The 16822-nt window shown below is 56.8% G+C and carries 17 protein-coding genes, 3 tRNA genes and 1 other RNA gene; 5 read left to right on the top strand and 16 right to left on the bottom strand.

What is annotated here, in order from left to right:
* Positions 1-216: 216 nt before the first annotated feature.
* The 4 genes from FA92_RS04305 (at position 217) to zitB (ending at position 5300) form a co-directional block, all read left to right on the top strand.
* On the top strand, positions 217-585 hold the full coding sequence (locus FA92_RS04305) for a YbgS-like family protein (RefSeq protein WP_013357165.1): 369 nt from the start codon (positions 217-219) through the stop codon (positions 583-585).
* Between the two features lie 98 nt (positions 586-683).
* Positions 684-1265, top strand: coding sequence for a response regulator transcription factor (locus FA92_RS04300; RefSeq protein WP_033782354.1), 582 nt, complete (start codon positions 684-686; stop codon positions 1263-1265).
* Between the two features lie 14 nt (positions 1266-1279).
* On the top strand, positions 1280-4333 hold the full coding sequence (locus tag FA92_RS04295; RefSeq protein WP_239780548.1) for an ATP-binding protein: 3054 nt from the start codon (positions 1280-1282) through the stop codon (positions 4331-4333).
* Entirely contained in the window at positions 4311-5300 is a 990-nt protein-coding gene (zitB, locus tag FA92_RS04290; protein ID WP_013357162.1) for a CDF family zinc transporter ZitB, read from the top strand. The genes FA92_RS04295 and zitB overlap by 23 nt, the downstream gene beginning before the upstream one ends.
* Here the strand turns inward: zitB and pnuC are convergent.
* From pnuC to FA92_RS04275, 3 genes are all read right to left on the bottom strand, one after another.
* Positions 5294-6016 (bottom strand): nicotinamide riboside transporter PnuC, encoded by a 723-nt coding sequence (pnuC, locus tag FA92_RS04285; RefSeq protein ID WP_013357161.1) that lies wholly within the window; start codon positions 6014-6016, stop codon positions 5294-5296. The two genes, zitB and pnuC, sit on opposite strands and share 7 nt — an antisense overlap.
* A 23-nt stretch (positions 6017-6039) precedes the next feature.
* Positions 6040-7101 (bottom strand): quinolinate synthase NadA, encoded by a 1062-nt coding sequence (gene nadA, locus FA92_RS04280; protein ID WP_033782351.1) that lies wholly within the window; start codon positions 7099-7101, stop codon positions 6040-6042.
* Positions 7102-7227: 126 nt separating this feature from the next.
* Complete coding sequence (locus tag FA92_RS04275) at positions 7228-7761, bottom strand: methylated-DNA--[protein]-cysteine S-methyltransferase (RefSeq protein ID WP_033782350.1); 534 nt, start codon at positions 7759-7761, stop codon at positions 7228-7230.
* Positions 7762-7919: 158 nt separating this feature from the next.
* Between FA92_RS04275 and FA92_RS04270 the strand changes: the two genes are divergently transcribed.
* Positions 7920-9395, top strand: coding sequence for an AlkA N-terminal domain-containing protein (locus FA92_RS04270; RefSeq protein ID WP_033782348.1), 1476 nt, complete (start codon positions 7920-7922; stop codon positions 9393-9395).
* A 485-nt stretch (positions 9396-9880) separates the two neighbouring features.
* On the opposite strand, the gene FA92_RS22460 is transcribed toward FA92_RS04270, so the two are convergent.
* From FA92_RS22460 to cydX, 13 genes are all read right to left on the bottom strand, one after another.
* A non-coding RNA gene (locus FA92_RS22460) (RtT sRNA) lies at positions 9881-10014 on the bottom strand.
* Between the two features lie 43 nt (positions 10015-10057).
* Positions 10058-10133 (bottom strand) — tRNA-Lys (locus FA92_RS04265).
* Between the two features lie 46 nt (positions 10134-10179).
* Positions 10180-10255 (bottom strand) — tRNA-Lys (locus FA92_RS04260).
* 69 nt (positions 10256-10324) lie between these two features.
* Positions 10325-10400, bottom strand: a tRNA-Lys gene (locus FA92_RS04255).
* 164 nt (positions 10401-10564) lie between these two features.
* On the bottom strand, positions 10565-11359 hold the full coding sequence (cpoB, locus tag FA92_RS04250; RefSeq protein WP_033782347.1) for a cell division protein CpoB: 795 nt from the start codon (positions 11357-11359) through the stop codon (positions 10565-10567).
* A 9-nt stretch (positions 11360-11368) separates the two neighbouring features.
* The gene (pal, locus tag FA92_RS04245; RefSeq protein WP_003853135.1) at positions 11369-11896 is read right to left on the bottom strand and encodes a peptidoglycan-associated lipoprotein Pal; all 528 of its coding nucleotides are present in this window, start codon (positions 11894-11896) and stop codon (positions 11369-11371) included.
* Positions 11897-11947: 51 nt separating this feature from the next.
* Positions 11948-13243, bottom strand: coding sequence for a Tol-Pal system beta propeller repeat protein TolB (gene tolB, locus FA92_RS04240; RefSeq protein WP_013357155.1), 1296 nt, complete (start codon positions 13241-13243; stop codon positions 11948-11950).
* Between the two features lie 115 nt (positions 13244-13358).
* Positions 13359-14684 (bottom strand): cell envelope integrity protein TolA, encoded by a 1326-nt coding sequence (gene tolA / locus FA92_RS04235; protein WP_033782346.1) that lies wholly within the window; start codon positions 14682-14684, stop codon positions 13359-13361.
* Between the two features lie 27 nt (positions 14685-14711).
* A complete protein-coding gene (gene tolR / locus FA92_RS04230) occupies positions 14712-15140 on the bottom strand; it encodes a colicin uptake protein TolR (protein WP_013357153.1) in 429 nt (142 codons plus the stop codon).
* A 13-nt stretch (positions 15141-15153) separates the two neighbouring features.
* Entirely contained in the window at positions 15154-15840 is a 687-nt protein-coding gene (gene tolQ / locus FA92_RS04225) for a Tol-Pal system protein TolQ (protein ID WP_003853142.1), read from the bottom strand.
* Positions 15837-16241 carry a tol-pal system-associated acyl-CoA thioesterase gene (ybgC, locus tag FA92_RS04220; RefSeq protein ID WP_010260759.1) on the bottom strand — a complete coding sequence of 135 codons (405 nt, stop codon included), beginning with the start codon at positions 16239-16241 and terminating at the stop codon, positions 15837-15839. Before ybgC ends, tolQ begins: the two co-directional genes overlap by 4 nt.
* Positions 16242-16419: 178 nt before the next feature.
* Positions 16420-16713: a cyd operon protein YbgE gene (gene ybgE / locus FA92_RS04215; RefSeq protein WP_033782345.1), complete on the bottom strand. Its 294-nt coding sequence runs from the start codon at positions 16711-16713 to the stop codon at positions 16420-16422.
* Positions 16713-16817: a cytochrome bd-I oxidase subunit CydX gene (gene cydX, locus FA92_RS22455; protein ID WP_013357150.1), complete on the bottom strand. Its 105-nt coding sequence runs from the start codon at positions 16815-16817 to the stop codon at positions 16713-16715. The genes ybgE and cydX overlap by 1 nt, the downstream gene beginning before the upstream one ends.
* Between the last annotated feature and the right edge of the window lie 5 nt (positions 16818-16822).

Here is a 16822-nt window from a genome sequence, read left to right as displayed (position 1 = left end):
GGTGTAAATTCCCGCTGCGGGTTAAATGTGCGGGTCATATTTGCATTAATCAGGTTAGCGACTAAACTTTTTAATGGTAAGCACTGAGGAACGTCCCGCTTACCTTATTTAATTACCCTGTTTAAGCCAACTGGCGAATTTTATTTCGTCAGGGATTTCTTTACCCGAAATTGCACCTCTGGGCTTAAAGCCTCTTCATTTATTAACGGGAGCATAATGATGAAAAAGTTTGCCTTAATTTTTTTGACAGCAGCAATGACACTGAGCAGCGGCGCGGTACTGGCTGCAGACAGCAGCAGCAATAACGGTACAGCGAACCAGGCGGCCAGTGCAGGTGCAGCAGCGGGTGGAGCGAAAGAGAATCTGCCACCAAATAATGTCGATAACAGTAAAATTAATAACACTGGTACTAACACTAATCCTGCAACGTCTGGCAGCACCACCAGCAATGGTAATATGTCTGCTAACGAAATTGACCAGAACAGCCAGTGTAAAGATGGCAAATGTCCGAACGTGAATAAAAAAGTTCAGACCAAAGTGGGCGGCGGTGACGTAAACACGAAAACCGACGGCACTTCACAGTAATTCTGTTTAGCCTGGAGAGCTGCGGCTCTCCGGGTTTTTCTCCCCTCAGCCCCACTCTTCCGCTATGCTAATCCTGTGAAATTTACAGGAAATCCTTCATGGCCGTTTTGCTTTTGATTGACGATCATCCGCTGGTTGAAGTGGCACTTGAAGCTGCCCTGAGCCAGTCGCCCATACCCGTTAAGCTGCTTTCTGCCAGCAGTGAAAAAGCCGCCCGCCCCTTACTTGAGGAGCAACCGGACATTATTGTGCTGGATATAGGCCTGCCGGACAGCGATGGGCTGGAGTTCCTGCGTCGCCTCAAGATCCATCGTCCTGATTGCCCGGTCCTTATCTACTCTGCGCAGCAGACCCGCCACTATATGCGTCGCGCTCAGGCGCTGGGTGCCGCCGGTTACGTGGTAAAGAGTCAGCGCATGACGCAGTTGCTCAGCGCCATCCTGGCGGTGCTGGGCGGTCAGACGGCCTTTCCGGAGATGGATGATGAGCCTGAGCTGCCGCTGACCCAGAAGGAGCGTCAGATTCTGGCACTGCTGGCCAGCGGCCTGTCCAATCTGCAAATCGCGGCTCAGCTGCACATCAGTAACAAAACGGTCAGTACCCATAAAAAGAACATCCTGGAAAAAACCGGTGCCCGATCAGTGGTGGAACTGGCTGACCTGTGGAAAGCCCAGCAGTGAGAGTTATTCTACTGATGCTGCTTTTATTGTGTTGCTCCGCGCTGGCTGATGTGCGTCCGGTGAGCAGCGTCAACCTGCCGATGATGCTGCCGGTGACCCATGCGGAAACCATGCAGGGCAGGATCCTGCGCGTCGGCCTGCTGGAAGAAAACCACGCGCCCTGGGCGATGCGTATCGGCAATGACCTCTATGGTATCAACGCCGACTATCTTTCCGCGCTGCGACAGCTGACCGGCGCGCAGTTCACGCTCAATCTCTACAGCGATCAACCGCACCTGATGCAGGCGCTCAGCAGCGGCCAAATCGATTTTGCGCTTGGCATGTGGAGTGCCCCGCTGCCATCCGGCACCCTGAGCAGCGAAAACTGGTTCAGCAGTCCGCTGCGGGTTTATCGCAATCAGCAAAACCAGCGTGCCGTGATGTTTAACAGCCAGAATGCGTCGCTTGCAATCAGTGACAGCACCCTGGCTCAGCTGCCATCTGCGCTGGCGGCCCGTCACAGCTGGCGACGCTACAGCAGCGATCTGCAGGCGCTCTATACCCTGCTTAATCAGCAGAATGACTATGTGGTGGCGGATGAAACCAGCGCCGGTTTTCTGCTAAGCCAGCTGCAACAGGGCCAGATTTATCAGATCGCCTCCCACATCGAGGCAGGCCAGCTCAACCTGCGTGCGGTGGCGCGCGATCCCCAGCTTATCAGCTGGATAAATCAGAGCCTGCGTCAGCTGCCTGCAGAACTGATGAACACGCTACAGGCGCGCTGGAGCAGCAGCCTGCCGCGCTATCAGGATACCCAGACCCTGATGCTCAGCCCTGCTGAGCGCGCCTGGATTGCCGATCATCCGCGTATTACTTACACCGCCGAGCCGGACAACTATCCCTGGAGTTACCGCGATGCCAGCGGAACCGCCCGGGGCTATGGCGTGGACTTGCTGAAAGCGATTGCGCAGAGCACCGGATTAGAGTTTGAGCCGGTGTGGGTCAGTAATCCCCGCCAGGCCAGCACGCTGATTCAGCAAAAGCAGGCGATGCTGCAGCTGATGCAGCCGCTGAATGGCGATGCGATGCAGAGCACGTCGCTGCCGGTGTGGCGCGCGCTGTGGGGCATCTACAGCGTCCAGTCCGATACGCTGGCACACTGGCGCGACCTGCGCGGCAAGCGGATCGGCGTGTTGCAGGATGACCTGGCGCTGCGTCTGCTGCCTGCGGATCTGCAGCCACAGCTGTTTGCCGACCGTAATAGCCTCTATGACGCGCTGGCAAAGGGGCAGATCGATGCGCTGGTCGATAACGTGCTCTCCGCCCGCTGGCGTATCGCCAGCCGCGATGATGCCCGTATTCACCTCGCCTTTGCCGCCAGCGACATCGCCTGGCCGATTGCACTCGGCGTCACACCGGACCAGCCAGCGCTGCGCACCCTGCTGGATCGCGCGCTGCAGCAGATTCCGGCCGATACCCAGAGCCAGATGCGTGATAGCTGGTCAACGCCGCCGCAGCCCGGCAGCGTGATGGTGATGCGTTCGCTGCCGATGGTGGTGCTGGCAGTAGCCGGTGCAGCCATTGTGCTGCTGCTGTTACTGCTGGCGCGCCGCTACTGGCAGCAGCGCCGGGAACGTCAGCAGCGTGAGCAGGCGGAACATGCCAACGCGATGAAAAGTCAGTTCCTGGCGACGGTCAGCCATGAACTGCGCACGCCGATGCAGGCGATCCTGGGTCTGCTGGAGCTGGAGAAACAACAGCACAGTAGCCAGAATCTTTCACTGCTGCACAGCAGCGCAAAATCGCTGCTGACTCTGCTGAATGACCTGCAGGATCATGCGCGCATCGAGAGTAACAGTTTTACCCTGGCACCCCGTCCGCTGGCGCTGGCGCAGTGGCTCAATCAACAGCAGCATTTTTATCATCCGTTGATGCGCGCTGACGGCCCGCGTCTGATCGTCGAGGCGCTGACGCCGCTGCCTGACACCGTATTGATTGATGCCGACCGTTTGCAGCAGGTAGTCAACAACCTAATGACCAATGCGCTGAAATTCACCCGCCACGGCGCGATTCGTCTGACCCTTGCAGCAGAGCAGCAGCTGGTTCTGACGGTGAGCGACAGCGGCAGCGGGATTCCGCCGGAGGAACAGCAGAAGCTGTTTGACCCGTGGTATCAGGCGCCGTCCGGAAAATCCGTTTCGGTGCAGGGCAGCGGGCTGGGACTGTTTATCTGCCGAGAAATGGTGTTGCGGATGGGCGGCGACATCCGCCTCACCTCTGAACCTGGTCACGGCACTCAGGTCACCGTAACGCTGCCGCTGGAGATCTGCGCGCCGCTAAGCCATGCGGATGAGACGTCCCTGCCCGGCTTTCCTCATCTTAGGGTGGCGATTGTCGATGACCATCCAGCCAATCTGCTGGTGATGCAGCAGCAGCTGGTGCGCTTTGCGATTCAGGCTGACACCTTCGAACAGGGACGCGCGCTGCTGCAGGCCGACGCAAAGCAGCCTTATGATCTATTGTTTATCGACCAGATGATGCCGCGCCCTGACGGTACGTTGCTGCTGCGGATATTGCGGCGGCGTGACCGCCAGCGTGGACGTCAGGCGATGCGGGTGCTCTGCTCGGCTGACGCGCAGCTTCTGTCACGACCGCCTGAGGCGGGCGAGCGGGTGCTGATTAAACCGGTGCAATTAGCCGATCTCAGCGCGCTGCTGGCAGAGTGGCAGCAGGCGTGGCAGGAAGATCCGCTGGCGACACTGGATGACAATCTGTGGCAGCTGGCGCAGCAGAATGACAAATTCCTCAGCCGTCTGAGCCAGACGCTGCACAGTACGGTGACACAGGACCTGGCGGTGATGCGTGAGGCACACGAACGCGCAGACTGGACGCAGTTCGCCGAAGCAGCACACCGGATGAAAGGAAGCTGCCTGCTGGCAGGGCTGGAGCATGGCGCGCAGCTCAGCCAGCAGCTGACGGAGCAGGTTAAACAGCATCAGGACACGTCTGAGACGTGGCAATTACTGATATTATTCGTAAACAGGTTACTGAAAAAACTGGAAACTTATGGCACATACCCACACTCATAGCGGGCAGGATAGTAATCGCACGCGTCTGGCGGCCGCCTTCGGGGTGACCGTCGTCTTCATGGTTGCTGAAGTGATTGGCGGCTGGCTTTCAGGTTCACTGGCGCTGCTGGCGGACGCCGGGCATATGCTGACCGACGCCGCCGCGCTGCTGATGGCCTTGCTGGCGGTGCAGTTCTCGCGCCGTAAACCTAATGCACGTCACACCTTTGGCCTGCTGCGCCTGACTACGCTGGCCGCGTTTGTTAACGCCATCGCACTGCTGGGCATTACCGCGCTGATCGTCTGGGAAGCGGTGCGCCGCTTTGCCGACCCGCAGCCGGTCACGGGCGGCCTGATGCTGGGGATCGCAGTTGGCGGCCTGCTGGCCAATATTCTGTCGTTCTGGCTGCTGCACCACGGCAGCGGAGAGAAGAATCTCAACGTGCGTGCCGCCGCGCTGCATGTCATGGGTGACCTGCTGGGTTCGGTGGGCGCGATTGTGGCAGCGGTAATCATCCTGCTGACCGGCTGGACGCCAATTGACCCGATTCTGTCATTGCTGGTGTCGCTGCTGGTGTTGCGCAGCGCCTGGGCGCTGCTGCGTGAAAGTCTGCAGGAGTTACTGGAAGGGGCACCGCATTCACTGGATGTGAACCGGCTGATACGGGATCTGACGCTGAACATCGCCGAAGTGCGCAATGTTCACCATGTGCATTTGTGGCAGGTCGGCGAAAAGCCGCTGCTGACACTGCATGCGCAGGTGATCCCGCCTTACGATCACGATGCGCTGCTGCATCGTATTCACGACTACCTGCGCCAGAACTACCAGATTGAGCATGCGACGGTGCAGATGGAGTATCAGCCCTGTGCCGGCGCCGAATGTGAACTCGGCTTAAGCAGCGCGGCTGCCTCCGGCCATGATCACAGTCATTCTCACGACCATGATCATGACCCTGCTCACGCTAAAGGCGAAGCACACACTCACTGAGCCGACAGCGCGCGGGAACCCTGTTGCCGCGCGCTGCGGATCCACATACGCGATCCGTTCAGCGCAATCAGTGTCAGGATCACATACTCCAGCGACATCGCATAGACGCCCTGACGGGCGAAAATCATCACGCTAATCACGTTGATGATGACCCACAGCAGCCAGTTCTCAACATATTTGCGCGTCATCAGCACCATCGCCGCAATCGACAACACCATCATGCAGGAATCCCAGAACGGGAAGGCATCCGGCTGCAACGCGGGCATCGCCACCGACAGGCCAATACCGTTCATCAGCGTCACCGCTGCACGGGTTAACAGCGCAAACACCGGGTCGATATAAAGCGTCATCAGCGCAATGGCGATCACGCAACCCGCCGCCCAGGCGAGCGCTTTGGGCAGTGGCAGCCAGCGGATTTTCAGCTCGGCCTGATGATCGGCGGTCTGACGACTCCAGGCGTACCAGCCATAGATATTGGCGGCAAAGAAGAAGAGCTGCAGCAGAAGGCTGGCATAGAGCTGGATTTGAAAGAAGATCACCGCAAACAGCGTCACGTTGATCAGACCGAACGGATAGTTGATGATTTTTTCCAGGCTGGCAAACCAGATACAGAGTAAGCCCGCCAGCGTGCCGATGGCCTCAATCCATGAGAGATCGTAGCCTCCGGCACCCAGAGGAATGTGAACCAGAATATTATGTGTGCTGAAGAAGTCCATGCTGAGCACCTGTCCGGGAACGCTTAGGCGTTGCCCTTCACGTTGAGTTTAAGTTCCGCTGCAAAGGATAGCATGCGATTTAGCGGCAGTAACGCCGCCTCTCGCAGCGTCTCATCCACCTGAATCTCATGTTCCGCGCCGCCCGTCTCCAGCGCTTCTGCGATAGCTTTAAGGCCGTTCATCGCCATCCACGGACAGTGAGCGCAGCTGCGGCAGGTTGCGCCCTCGCCCGCGGTCGGCGCTTCCAGTAGCTCTTTATCCGGCACCATTTGCTGCATTTTGTAGAAGATGCCGCGATCGGTCGCCACAATCATCTGTGGATGTGGCAGGGATTTCGCCGCCTGAATCAGCTGGCTGGTCGAGCCGACCGCGTCCGCCAGATCGACAATCGCCTGTGGTGACTCAGGATGCACCAGCACCGCCGCGTCGGGATAGAGCGCTTTCATACGCTGCAGCGCCTGGGTTTTAAACTCGTCATGCACAATGCAGGCGCCCTGCCAGCACAGCACATCCGCGCCCGACTTCTGAGTGACGTAGCGGCCCAGATGACGATCCGGCGCCCAGATAATCTTTTCGCCCAGGCTGTCGAGATGCTCAATCAGCTCAACCGCAATGCTGGAGGTCACTACCCAGTCGGCCCGCGCTTTGACTGCCGCTGAGGTATTGGCATAGACCACGACGGTGCGATCGGGATGGGCATCACAGAAGGCGTTAAGCTCTTCAATCGGGCAGCCAAGATCCAGTGAGCACTCCGCCTGCAGCGTCGGCATCAGCACGGTTTTTTCAGGGCTGAGGATTTTGGCGGTTTCGCCCATAAAGCGCACGCCTGCCACCAGCAGTGTGGTGGCGGAATGATTACTGCCGAAACGCGCCATCTCCAGCGAGTCGGAGACGCAGCCGCCGGTCTCTTCCGCCAGCGCCTGGATTTCCGGATCGGTGTAGTAGTGCGCCACCATCACCGCGTTACGCGCCTTCAGCAGCGCTTTGATTTTCTCACGGTAAAACGCCTTCTCGTCATCACTCAGACGAGCAGGTTTAGGCGGAAAAGGGTAAACGGCGCTTTCAGGATCGAACATCACACTCATGACACAGCTCTCGTTTTATCTAATTAACGAAAATCGCCAGTAAAGGCGAATAATGGCGTTCAATCCACCATCGTGTTTTATATGCTAAACACGATAGCGGAAAAGCCAGACTGTGTCGTGGGATTTTTAGTCCGCCTGTATCACTAACTGGACCGGTTCTGAAGCTGCTTTATCGATAAGCGACTGCGGCGCTTCCAGCGCCAGCAGGAAAGCTTTGATGTCCAGCCCGCCTGCAAAGCCGGTCAGCTTGCCGTTGGCGCCAATCACGCGGTGGCATGGCGCAACAATGGAGAGTGGATTACGACCATTGGCCGCGCCGACCGCCCGTACTGCCTGCGGATGACCGATCTCTCTGGCAATCTGACTGTAGCTGCGCGTTTCACCAAATGGAATCGCCACCAGCGCCTGCCAGACTTTTTTCTGAAAGTCGGTGCCGACCATGTCGAGTGGCAGCTCAAAGCAGCGACGCTCACCGGTAAAGTATTCGCTGAGCTGACGCTCAGTTTCGATCAGAATGGGATGATCGTCATTGCGCGTCTGCGGCAAAAATCGGGTGCGCTTCGGATCGTCGTTTTCCCACAAGATGCCCGCCAGGCCACTGTCGCTGGCGACCAGTTTCAGTTCACCTACCGGGGTAGCTATCGGTTTGAAGTAGTACATGGTGATTCTCCCGTCACGGTTCCGTCATCCAGTATCGCACTTTTTTTCCCCCTGACTGGCTGTTTCCGGTCATGGCGTTAAACTGTTTTGCTGTCCGAAAACAGCCAGTCTGACGGATCCAGCCGGTATAGGCTGTCCCTATTTGCCGGAGAAATGCCATGCTCGATCCCGAAATTGCCTACCAGGCGCTGACCTCTCGTGATACCCGCTTTGACGGCGTTTTCTTTGTGGGTGTGACGTCAACCGGTATCTATTGCCGTCCGGTCTGCCCGGTTAAAGCACCCATGCAGAAGAACTGCCTTTTCTTCAGCAGCGCTGAGGCGGCGGAAAAAGCGCGCTTTCGCCCCTGCCTGCGCTGTCGGCCAGAACTGGCACCCGGCAATGCGCCGGTTGATCAGCCGCATCGCGTCGCAGAGCGGCTGATTCAGCGTATCGAGGAAGGCATGCTGGAGGAGCGCGAAGGCCTGGAAGCAATTGCTGCGGAATTCGGCCTCAGCCTGCGTCAGCTGCGCCGTATCGTGCAGCATGAACTCGGCGTTTCGCCGCTGGAGCTGAAGCAGACGCGGCGAATGCTGCTGGCAAAACAGCTGCTGACAGAAACACAACTGCCTGTCACTGAGGTCGCCTACGCCAGCGGTTTCAGCAGCCTGCGCCGGTTTAATGATGTGTTCCAGGCGCGCTACCGCATGACGCCGAGCGCGCTGCGCCGGGATGACACTGGCACTAAGCGTGCGCAGCCCGGCGACCGCGTGACGCTGCGGCTGACCTATCGCCCCCCCTATGACTGGGCGGCGATGCTCTGGTTTTTGCAGACGCACCTGATGAAGGAGGTCGAAGCGGTGGAAGATGGCAGCTGGCGACGCACTGTGGCGCTGGGTCGCTGCCGGGGCTGGGTCAGCGTTTCCCATCTGCCGCAGAAGAACGCATTGCAGGTGACGCTCTCAACGTCCCTGACGCCAGTGCTGCCTCTGCTGCTGCGCCGTCTGCGTGACCTGTTCGATCTCGATGCGCAGCCACAGCGTATCGCCGCCTGCCTGGCCCAGGATCCGCTGCTGGCACCCAGCCTGATCGCACATCCCGGTCTGCGCGTGCCCGGCGCATTCGACGCCTTTGAGCTGGGCGTGCGCGCCATTATCGGCCAGCAGGTAACCGTCAAAGCGGCCACCACGGTCAGCAGCCGTTTTGCCGCCGCCTTTGGTGAGCCCTGCGAGACGCCTTTTGCCGATCTCACCCGTTATACCGCGCTTCCTGAACGCATCGCCGGACTGACGGTGGACGATGTCGCACCGATGGGCATTGTCAGCGCCGCGCGCTCCCGCGCCATCATCGCCTTTGCCAGCGCCTGCGCCAGCGGTGACCTGCGTCTCAGCGCCGCTCAGCAGTCTGACGAGGTGATAAAAAAGCTGGTCAGCCTGCCGGGCATTGGTCCCTGGACTGCGCACTATATCGCGATGCGCGCCCTGCGCTGGCCGGATGCCTTTCCCAAGGAAGATATCGCCATCCGTAATAACCTGGGCGGCATGTCATCGAAAGAAGCGGAAGCGCGTTCGCAATCCTGGCGTCCCTGGCGCAGCTATGCGGTGATGCATATCTGGGAGAGCCTGGCAGTAGCGAAGGTGAAGAAAAAGGCGTGACGGCGGGTGTGGGGATTCAGGTTGGCACCATGCCCCGCATAGTGGAGATCGCAGTAATGATGAAAGCGACGTAAGACTCGTTCAAACCGCTGAAAAAGCCAAACCACTTTAAATCTTCCCGCAACGCAGAAAGCAAAACGAGCAGTGAACAGGGTTATCGCCAGTAGCGCTTTTAGATGGCCGAGAAAGCTAAATCAGCTTTAATCCTCCAGCAACAAATAAGCCCGACGCGCAGGGAACACGGTCAGATGAGGAAAGCGTCCCGCGCCAGGACGGCGCGGGCCGAGCACGTCATGGATGACGGCTTTTGCGTCTTTCCGATCTGACCGTGTTCTCTGCGCAGGCTCGATCTCTCAGCAATCCCGAACAGACTTCACTGACAATCTCAAACTTGTGAGACGCTTTGTACTTATTCTGTCGAACCCGCACGATAAAGGCCGTGCCCTGAAAACGAAAAAAGCGCCCAAAGGGCGCTTCATTCTAATTGGTGGGTCGTGCAGGATTGCCCCGGCCCTTCCAGGGCCTCGCCCTCCGGGTGATGCTGAAGCATCAGCCTGAATCGCCGGGCGATTCAGTCGAACCTGCTGCAGGTTCTCACCCTGCACGGTGAATACCGTGCTCTGAAAACGAAAAAAGCGCCTTAAAGGCGCTTCTTTCTTAATTGGTGGGTCGTGCAGGATTCGAACCTGCGACCAATTGATTAAAAGTCAACTGCTCTACCAACTGAGCTAACGACCCGCTGGGGGCTTACAACCGTTCAGCGCGCCAGGCGGCTGAGATAAGATGGTGGGTCGTGCAGGATTCGAACCTGCGACCAATTGATTAAAAGTCAACTGCTCTACCAACTGAGCTAACGACCCATCTTAGGTTGTGAAGCAATGCTGAAGTGTTCTTCTTAAAACAGCGCGGTAAAGCGCGTCTGAAGGAGATGGTGGGTCGTGCAGGATTCGAACCTGCGACCAATTGATTAAAAGTCAACTGCTCTACCAACTGAGCTAACGACCCATCTTCAGGCTTACCAGACACTTTGCAATGTGTCCCGGCAACGGCGGCATATATTACTGATTTAGCGGGGTAGCGCAACTCTTATTTCTGCTAAATGCTTCAGTTGCTTACCTTTCATACGGCAAGACCAGAAATCACACGATATCTGGTCTGAACCGGACAAATTACAGGCTTGCCAGACGTTTTTGCGCCTGTTTAGCAGATTCGGTGTCTGGATAAAGTTTGATCACCTGCTGGAAGACCGCTTTGGCTTTCGCCGTGTCTTTCTTCTCCTGCATGATGACACCCACTTTCAGCAACGCTTCTGCAGCTTTCGGCGACTTCGGATAGTTCTTCACTACCGTAGCGTAATAATACGCCGCGTCGTCCTTTTTGCCTTTGTTGTAGTTCAGCTGACCCAGCCAGTAATTCGCATTCGGCTGATAGGTCGAATCCGGGTAACGTTTTACCCACGCCTGAAGCGCACTGATCGCCTGGTCATACTGTTTCTTCTCCAGAATCAGCGCCACAGCCGCATTGTAATCGCTGTTAGCGTCACCGGTCTGCGCAGGTGCGCTCTCCGTGGATGCTGCCGCGCCTGCGGTGGCTGCTGCGCCGGTATCTGCTGCGGCATCGCTGCCGGCAGCCTGTTGCCCGCCGCTGCTGCTGGCGCTGCTCAGGCTGTCAATCTGCTGGTAAAGCTGCTTCTGCCGCTCAACCACCTGATTCAACTGATATGAGTTTTGCTGGATTTGCCCACGCAGCGCATCGATATCACGCTGGTTATCGCTCATCTGCTGCTGCAGTTGCTGCATCAGCTGTGCCTGGGCATTAGAGATTCGTTCAAGAGTGGTGACACGGTCTTCGACCGAGCCGGAGCCAACGCTACTGATTGACGCTTGGGCATTAGCGGCCCAGGGGGCCGCTACGCCAATCAGTAACGACAGACTCAACAGATGACGTCTGAAGTTACTAACCATGTGATTCTCTTAGTAGACCAGTACGGCACGACGGTTTTTAGAATACGCTGCTTCGTCATGACCCAGAACGGCTGGCTTCTCTTTACCGTAAGAAACGATAGACATCTGATCAGCCGACACGCCTTTACCCTGCAGGTACATTTTAACGGCGTTAGCACGACGTTCGCCCAGGGCAATGTTGTATTCTGGCGTACCGCGCTCATCCGCGTGACCTTCGATGGTCACTTTGTATGATGGGTTGCTGCGCAGGAAGGTCGCGTGCTGATCCAGCATCTGTGCGTAATCAGACTGAACGTCATACTTGTCCAGGCCGAAGTACACGATGTTGTTCTGCTGCAGCTGCTGCATCTGCAGACGAGCCTGCTCGTCAGAAGACATGTTGCCGCCGTTACCGTTCATGCCAGAGTTTGCACCGTAAGCGCCATCAGCGCCCATGCCAGTCTGGTCATTGTTGTTGTTCTTGTGTGAGCTACAAGCCGCTACTGCCAGAACCGGCAGAGCCAGCATCAAACCCTTCAGCACTTTGTTCAGTTGCATTTCAAAAATCCCATTATTGTTTATTGTTTGCGATGTCTGAACTGTCAGACATTACAGATACGGCGACCAGGCAGGAAATTTGACCTGTCCATCAGTTGCCGGAAGACGCGCTTTGAAACGACCGTCGGTTGAAACCAACTGCAGCACGGAACCCATCCCCTGAGTAGAGCTATAGATTACCATTGTGCCGTTTGGTGCCAGGCTCGGCGTTTCATCCAGGAACGTGTCCGTTAACGTTTGAACGGCTCCCGTTTCCAGATCCTGTTTGGCGACGTGTTGAGCACCACCGCTGGTGCTAATCATCACCATAGATTTACCATCTGTTGCGACATCCGCATCCTGGTTCTGACCACCTTCCCAGGTAATACGCTGTGGCGTGCCGCCATTCAGACCAACTTTATAGATCTGAGGGGCACCCGCCTGATCCGAGGTATAAGCCAGCGTCTGGCTGTCCGGGAACCAGGTCGGTTCAGTGCTGTTATAGCGACCATCTGTCACCTGACGCGTCTGACCTGACGCCAGATCCATCACATAGAGGTTCAGGCTGCCGGTTTTAGAGAGCGCGAAAGCGAGCTTAGAGCCATCTGGCGAAAACGCCGGTGCACCGTTATGACGTGGATAAGAGGCGACCTGACGGATAGCACCGTTAGACAGCGTCTGAACCACCAGCGCAGATTTGCCGCTTTCAAAGGTCACGTAGGCAACTTTGCTGCCATCCGGAGACCAGGCTGGCGACATCAGTGGCTGTGGTGAACGATGTACCACGAACTGGTTGTAACCATCGTAGTCAGCCACGCGCAGCTCATACGGGAACTGACCGCCATTGGTCTGCACGACATAGGCGATGCGGGTACGGAAAGCACCTTTAATGCCGGTCAGCTTCTGGAACGTTTCATCACTGGCCGTGTGGGCAGCATAACGCAGCCACTGTTTAGTCACTTTATACGAGTTCTGTGCCAGTACGGTACCTGGCGCACCGCCGGTATCCACCAGCTGGTAAGAAACCTGATAGCTGCCATCTGGGTTAGAAGCGACCTGACCGACGACAACGGCATCAATGCCGAGCGCGCTCCAGGCGGCAGGCTGAACTTCCTGCGCGCTGGCAGGCTGCTGTGGCAGACGCGAGCGGTCCAGTGGATTAAATTTGCCACTGTTACGTAGGTCAGCCGCTACGATGCCGCCCACATCTTCCGGCGCAGCACCCGCACCCGCCCATTTAAACGGCACCACGCCAATCGGGCGCGCAGTGTTGACACCCTGGGTGATCTCAATTCGAACTTCTGCGTGCAGCATGGCTGCCCACAGCAGGATAAAAAAGCCTAACGTAACGCGAAGAGCTTGCTTCATTTTATCTCCCTTATCTGAACCTCAGTCCACGATAATTGGCACTGTTCCTGGAAACCACGAGTACAACTTAAGTACGGCAAGCTAAACATAGAACAACTTGCCGCCCGTTACTGCATTATTGCGGTTTAAAACGCATTGGGGCGTTTTTAAACACTTCGTAGACCGCCTGCGAAGGCGGCTTCGGAATGCGTGCCTGTTTAGCGGCAGCAATCGCGGCCTGACAGAGCGCAGGATCGCCACCCTCTGACTTAACATCGATTAACAAGCCATCAGGCGCAAGTTTAATCCGCAAATCACAGGTTTTTCCGCGATACAGATCGGCATCGTAGAATCGGCTCTGAATCGCACTGACAACCTGCCCCATATAGGAGTTGATTTCCGCGCCTGATGCGCCCGCTTTCTTCTGGTTTCCCTGCCCTGCTGCGCCACCGGAAGTGCCGCTTTTCGGTGCATTTTTGCCGGAAGCGAGTCCACCCAGTAAATCATCGACATCGCTGTCATTAGCGGCATCCGCTGCGGCTTTCGCTTTCGCATCTGCTTTGGCCTTAGCAGCAGCATCCGCTTTTGCTTTGGCTGCCGCATCGGCTTTGGCTTTTGCCGCAGCATCGGCTTTCGCCTTCGCAGCCGCTTCTGCCTTCTCTTTAGCCGCTTCTTTAGCGGCCTCAGCTTTCTCTTTCGCCGCTTCTGCAGCTTTCTCTTTCGCTGCCTCGGCTGCTTTTTCTTTGGCTTCAGCGGCTTTTTCTTTCGCCTCTTCGGCCGCTTTAGCTTTTGCCTCCGCTGCCGCTTTCACTTTGGCTTCGGCTGCCGCTTTTGCATCCGCTTCAGACTTTGCTTTGGCTTCCGCAACAGCTTTCTCTTTTGCGGCGGCCGCCGCGGCGGCTTTCGCCTGCTGATCAGCCTGCTTCTTTGCGTCGGCTGCGGCCTGCTTCGCCTGCTCGGCGGCGGCTTTTGCCTGGGCATCCGCCTGGGCTTTCGCATCCGCTTTCGCTTTGGCTGCCGCCGCTTCCGCCGTTTTCTGTTGCTCCTGAGCCTGTTTAGCAGCATCGATAGCCGCTTTCTGCTGCTCAGCCTGCTGTTTAGCCTCTTCCTTCGCCGTTTCCTGCGCGGCTAAACGCTCTTTCTCCAGCGCTTTCAGACGCTGCTGTTCAGCAGCCTGTTTCTGTTGCAGCTCTTCAGCCTGCTGCTGCGCCTGCTTTTTACGCTGCTGCTCAGCCCGCTGGCTGTCGCTCTGCTGGTTCTGCTGACGATTGTATTGACTCACGACGGCACCGGGATCGACCATCACTGCATCAATATCACTGCCGCCGCCACCCGCACTGCTGGGGTCAACGTGCTCATTAAACGAGCTCCAAATCAGCAGCGCGATCAGCACGATATGCAGAATCACCGAAATGATTATCGCGCGCTTTAACTTCTCGTTTTGCTCGGTTGCCTTCGACACACTCGGTTCCCAAAAAACGGTTCGATTTTAAATCGGCTGCGTCATCAAACCGACAGATTTAACACCCGCCTGGTGCAGCAGGTTGAGCGCTTTAATAATTTCATCGTAAGGCACCTCTTTCGCGCCCCCGATCAAAAAGACCGTCTTAGGATTCGCTTCCAGTCGACGCTGCGCTTCGCTGATTACCTGCTCAGGCGGGAGTTGGTCCATGCGGTCGTGATCCACGACCAGGCTGTACTGCCCCACGCCCGCGACTTCAACAATTACCGGCGGATTATCATCGCTGGAAACCGTTTTAGAGTCGGTCGCATCAGGCAGATCCACTTCCACGCTCTGGGTAATAATGGGTGCCGTTGCCATGAAGATCAGCAACAGCACCAGCAGGACGTCCAGTAGCGGAACGATGTTGATTTCCGACTTAAGGTCGCGGCTTTTGCGACCACGTACTCTGGCCATCATTAACCTCTATTTACTTAGCGCTATCGCTGGAGAAAGCCTGGCGATGCAGGATGGCAGTGAACTCTTCCATAAAGTTGTCGTAGCCCTGCTCCAGTTTGTTCACGCGCTGGTTCAGACGGTTGTACGCCATGACCGCCGGAATCGCGGCAAACAGACCGATAGCGGTCGCAATCAGTGCTTCAGCGATACCCGGTGCCACCATCTGCAGCGTCGCCTGCTTCACCGCGCCCAGCGCGATAAAGGCGTGCATAATTCCCCAGACGGTACCGAACAGCCCGATGTAAGGACTGATAGAGCCGACGGTGCCGAGGAATGGAATGTGGTTTTCCAGTGCTTCCAGCTCACGGTTCATTGAGATGCGCATAGCACGACTCGCCCCGTCAATGACCGCTTCCGGCGCATGATTATTGGCGCGATGCAGGCGGGCAAATTCTTTGAAGCCGGAATAGAAAATCTGCTCCGAGCCGCCCAGTTCTTCCCGGCGCTCCTGGCTCTCCTGATACAGGCGCGAGAGTTCGATACCGGACCAGAATTTGTCTTCAAACGCCTCCGCTTCTCTTCCCGCCGCATTCAGAATACGTGTGCGCTGAATAATGATGGCCCAGGAGGCAATAGAAAAGCCGATCAAAATCAACATGATAAGTTTGACCAGAAGGCTCGCCTTCAGGAACAAATCAAGAATGTTCATGTCAGTCACTGCTTGAACTCCGCGACAATAGACTTGGGAAGCGCAATCGGCTTCATCAGATGTGGGTTAATGCAGGCAATCAGGACTTCTGCCTCATTGAGCACTTTGCCTTCAGTATTCACGATACGCTGCGTGAACGTCATGGTTGCCCGTGTCATTGAGGTGACCTCACTCTGGATCTCCAGAAGGTCATCAAGACGCGCCGCCGCCAGATAGTCCACCGATATGCGCCGTACCACAAAAGCGATCTGCTGTTCTAACAGCGTCTGCTGATTGAAATGGTGCTGTCGCAACATTTCGGTACGTGCTCGTTCATAAAAAGCGATATAGCTGGCGTGATAAACCACACCACCGGCATCAGTATCTTCGTAGTAGACCCGAACCGGCCAGCGAAACAGCGTTGTACTCACTCTACATCCCGGCCTCGTTTTAAACGTTGCTACTATACGCAAGAGAATTGGGGTTGGGAATGGGTCGCCAGAGCCAGGCGAAAATAATTATCGCTCCGTAACAAACGGAACGATTTCAGAGAGATTTATTGACCAGATGCTGACAAATATTCACTGACAGCGCGGGTGAGGTGGGGGATTAAAGGTAAAAACGGTAAAGCGCAATCACTAACACCAGCAGAGCCGGTAACGGCGTAAACAGCGCCTGCCATCGGGTTTTCCGTGGCCGGAAACCCACACCATGAATTACGCCGCAGCAGACCGCCCAGATCAGAACCAGCCCCTGCAGAGCAGGAAGCTGGCCCGCCTGATTGGCAAAACGGGTCGGATCCCACATCACGCCGCCCGCCGTCAGCAGCGCCAGCAGCAGTGAAAGGGCCCGTAACGGGCCCTTATCCATCAGATCATAGAGCATCCGAACTGACGTGCGCATCAGTGAGTCTCATCCTGCGCTTCAACGTGTTCAATCGCCAGCGCGGTCACGATACCAAAGGCACAGGCCAGCAACGTGCCGAGAATCCAGGCAAAATACCACATGCGAC

It is taken from the genome of Pantoea sp. 9140 (assembly GCF_000745295.1).
GTDB classification, from domain to species: domain Bacteria; phylum Pseudomonadota; class Gammaproteobacteria; order Enterobacterales; family Enterobacteriaceae; genus Pantoea; species Pantoea vagans.
Note: the sequence above shows the minus strand (reverse complement) of the source record. Positions and strands in the feature narration are given on the sequence as shown.

What these genes read in the sequence shown, in the direction of transcription:
- FA92_RS04305 (WP_013357165.1), top strand. Translation starts at nt 217, where the DNA reads ATGATGAAAAAGTTTGCCTTAATTTTTTTGACAGCAGCAATGACACTG.
- FA92_RS04300 (WP_033782354.1), top strand. Translation starts at nt 684, where the DNA reads ATGGCCGTTTTGCTTTTGATTGACGATCATCCGCTGGTTGAAGTGGCA.
- FA92_RS04295 (WP_239780548.1), top strand. Translation starts at nt 1,280, where the DNA reads ATGCTGCTTTTATTGTGTTGCTCCGCGCTGGCTGATGTGCGTCCGGTG.
- zitB (WP_013357162.1), top strand. Translation starts at nt 4,311, where the DNA reads ATGGCACATACCCACACTCATAGCGGGCAGGATAGTAATCGCACGCGT.
- pnuC (WP_013357161.1), bottom strand. Translation starts at nt 6,016, where the DNA reads ATGGACTTCTTCAGCACACATAATATTCTGGTTCACATTCCTCTGGGT.
- nadA (WP_033782351.1), bottom strand. Translation starts at nt 7,101, where the DNA reads ATGAGTGTGATGTTCGATCCTGAAAGCGCCGTTTACCCTTTTCCGCCT.
- FA92_RS04275 (WP_033782350.1), bottom strand. Translation starts at nt 7,761, where the DNA reads ATGTACTACTTCAAACCGATAGCTACCCCGGTAGGTGAACTGAAACTG.
- FA92_RS04270 (WP_033782348.1), top strand. Translation starts at nt 7,920, where the DNA reads ATGCTCGATCCCGAAATTGCCTACCAGGCGCTGACCTCTCGTGATACC.
- cpoB (WP_033782347.1), bottom strand. Translation starts at nt 11,359, where the DNA reads ATGGTTAGTAACTTCAGACGTCATCTGTTGAGTCTGTCGTTACTGATT.
- pal (WP_003853135.1), bottom strand. Translation starts at nt 11,896, where the DNA reads ATGCAACTGAACAAAGTGCTGAAGGGTTTGATGCTGGCTCTGCCGGTT.
- tolB (WP_013357155.1), bottom strand. Translation starts at nt 13,243, where the DNA reads ATGAAGCAAGCTCTTCGCGTTACGTTAGGCTTTTTTATCCTGCTGTGG.
- tolR (WP_013357153.1), bottom strand. Translation starts at nt 15,140, where the DNA reads ATGGCCAGAGTACGTGGTCGCAAAAGCCGCGACCTTAAGTCGGAAATC.
- ybgE (WP_033782345.1), bottom strand. Translation starts at nt 16,713, where the DNA reads ATGCGCACGTCAGTTCGGATGCTCTATGATCTGATGGATAAGGGCCCG.
- cydX (WP_013357150.1), bottom strand. Translation starts at nt 16,817, where the DNA reads ATGTGGTATTTTGCCTGGATTCTCGGCACGTTGCTGGCCTGTGCCTTT.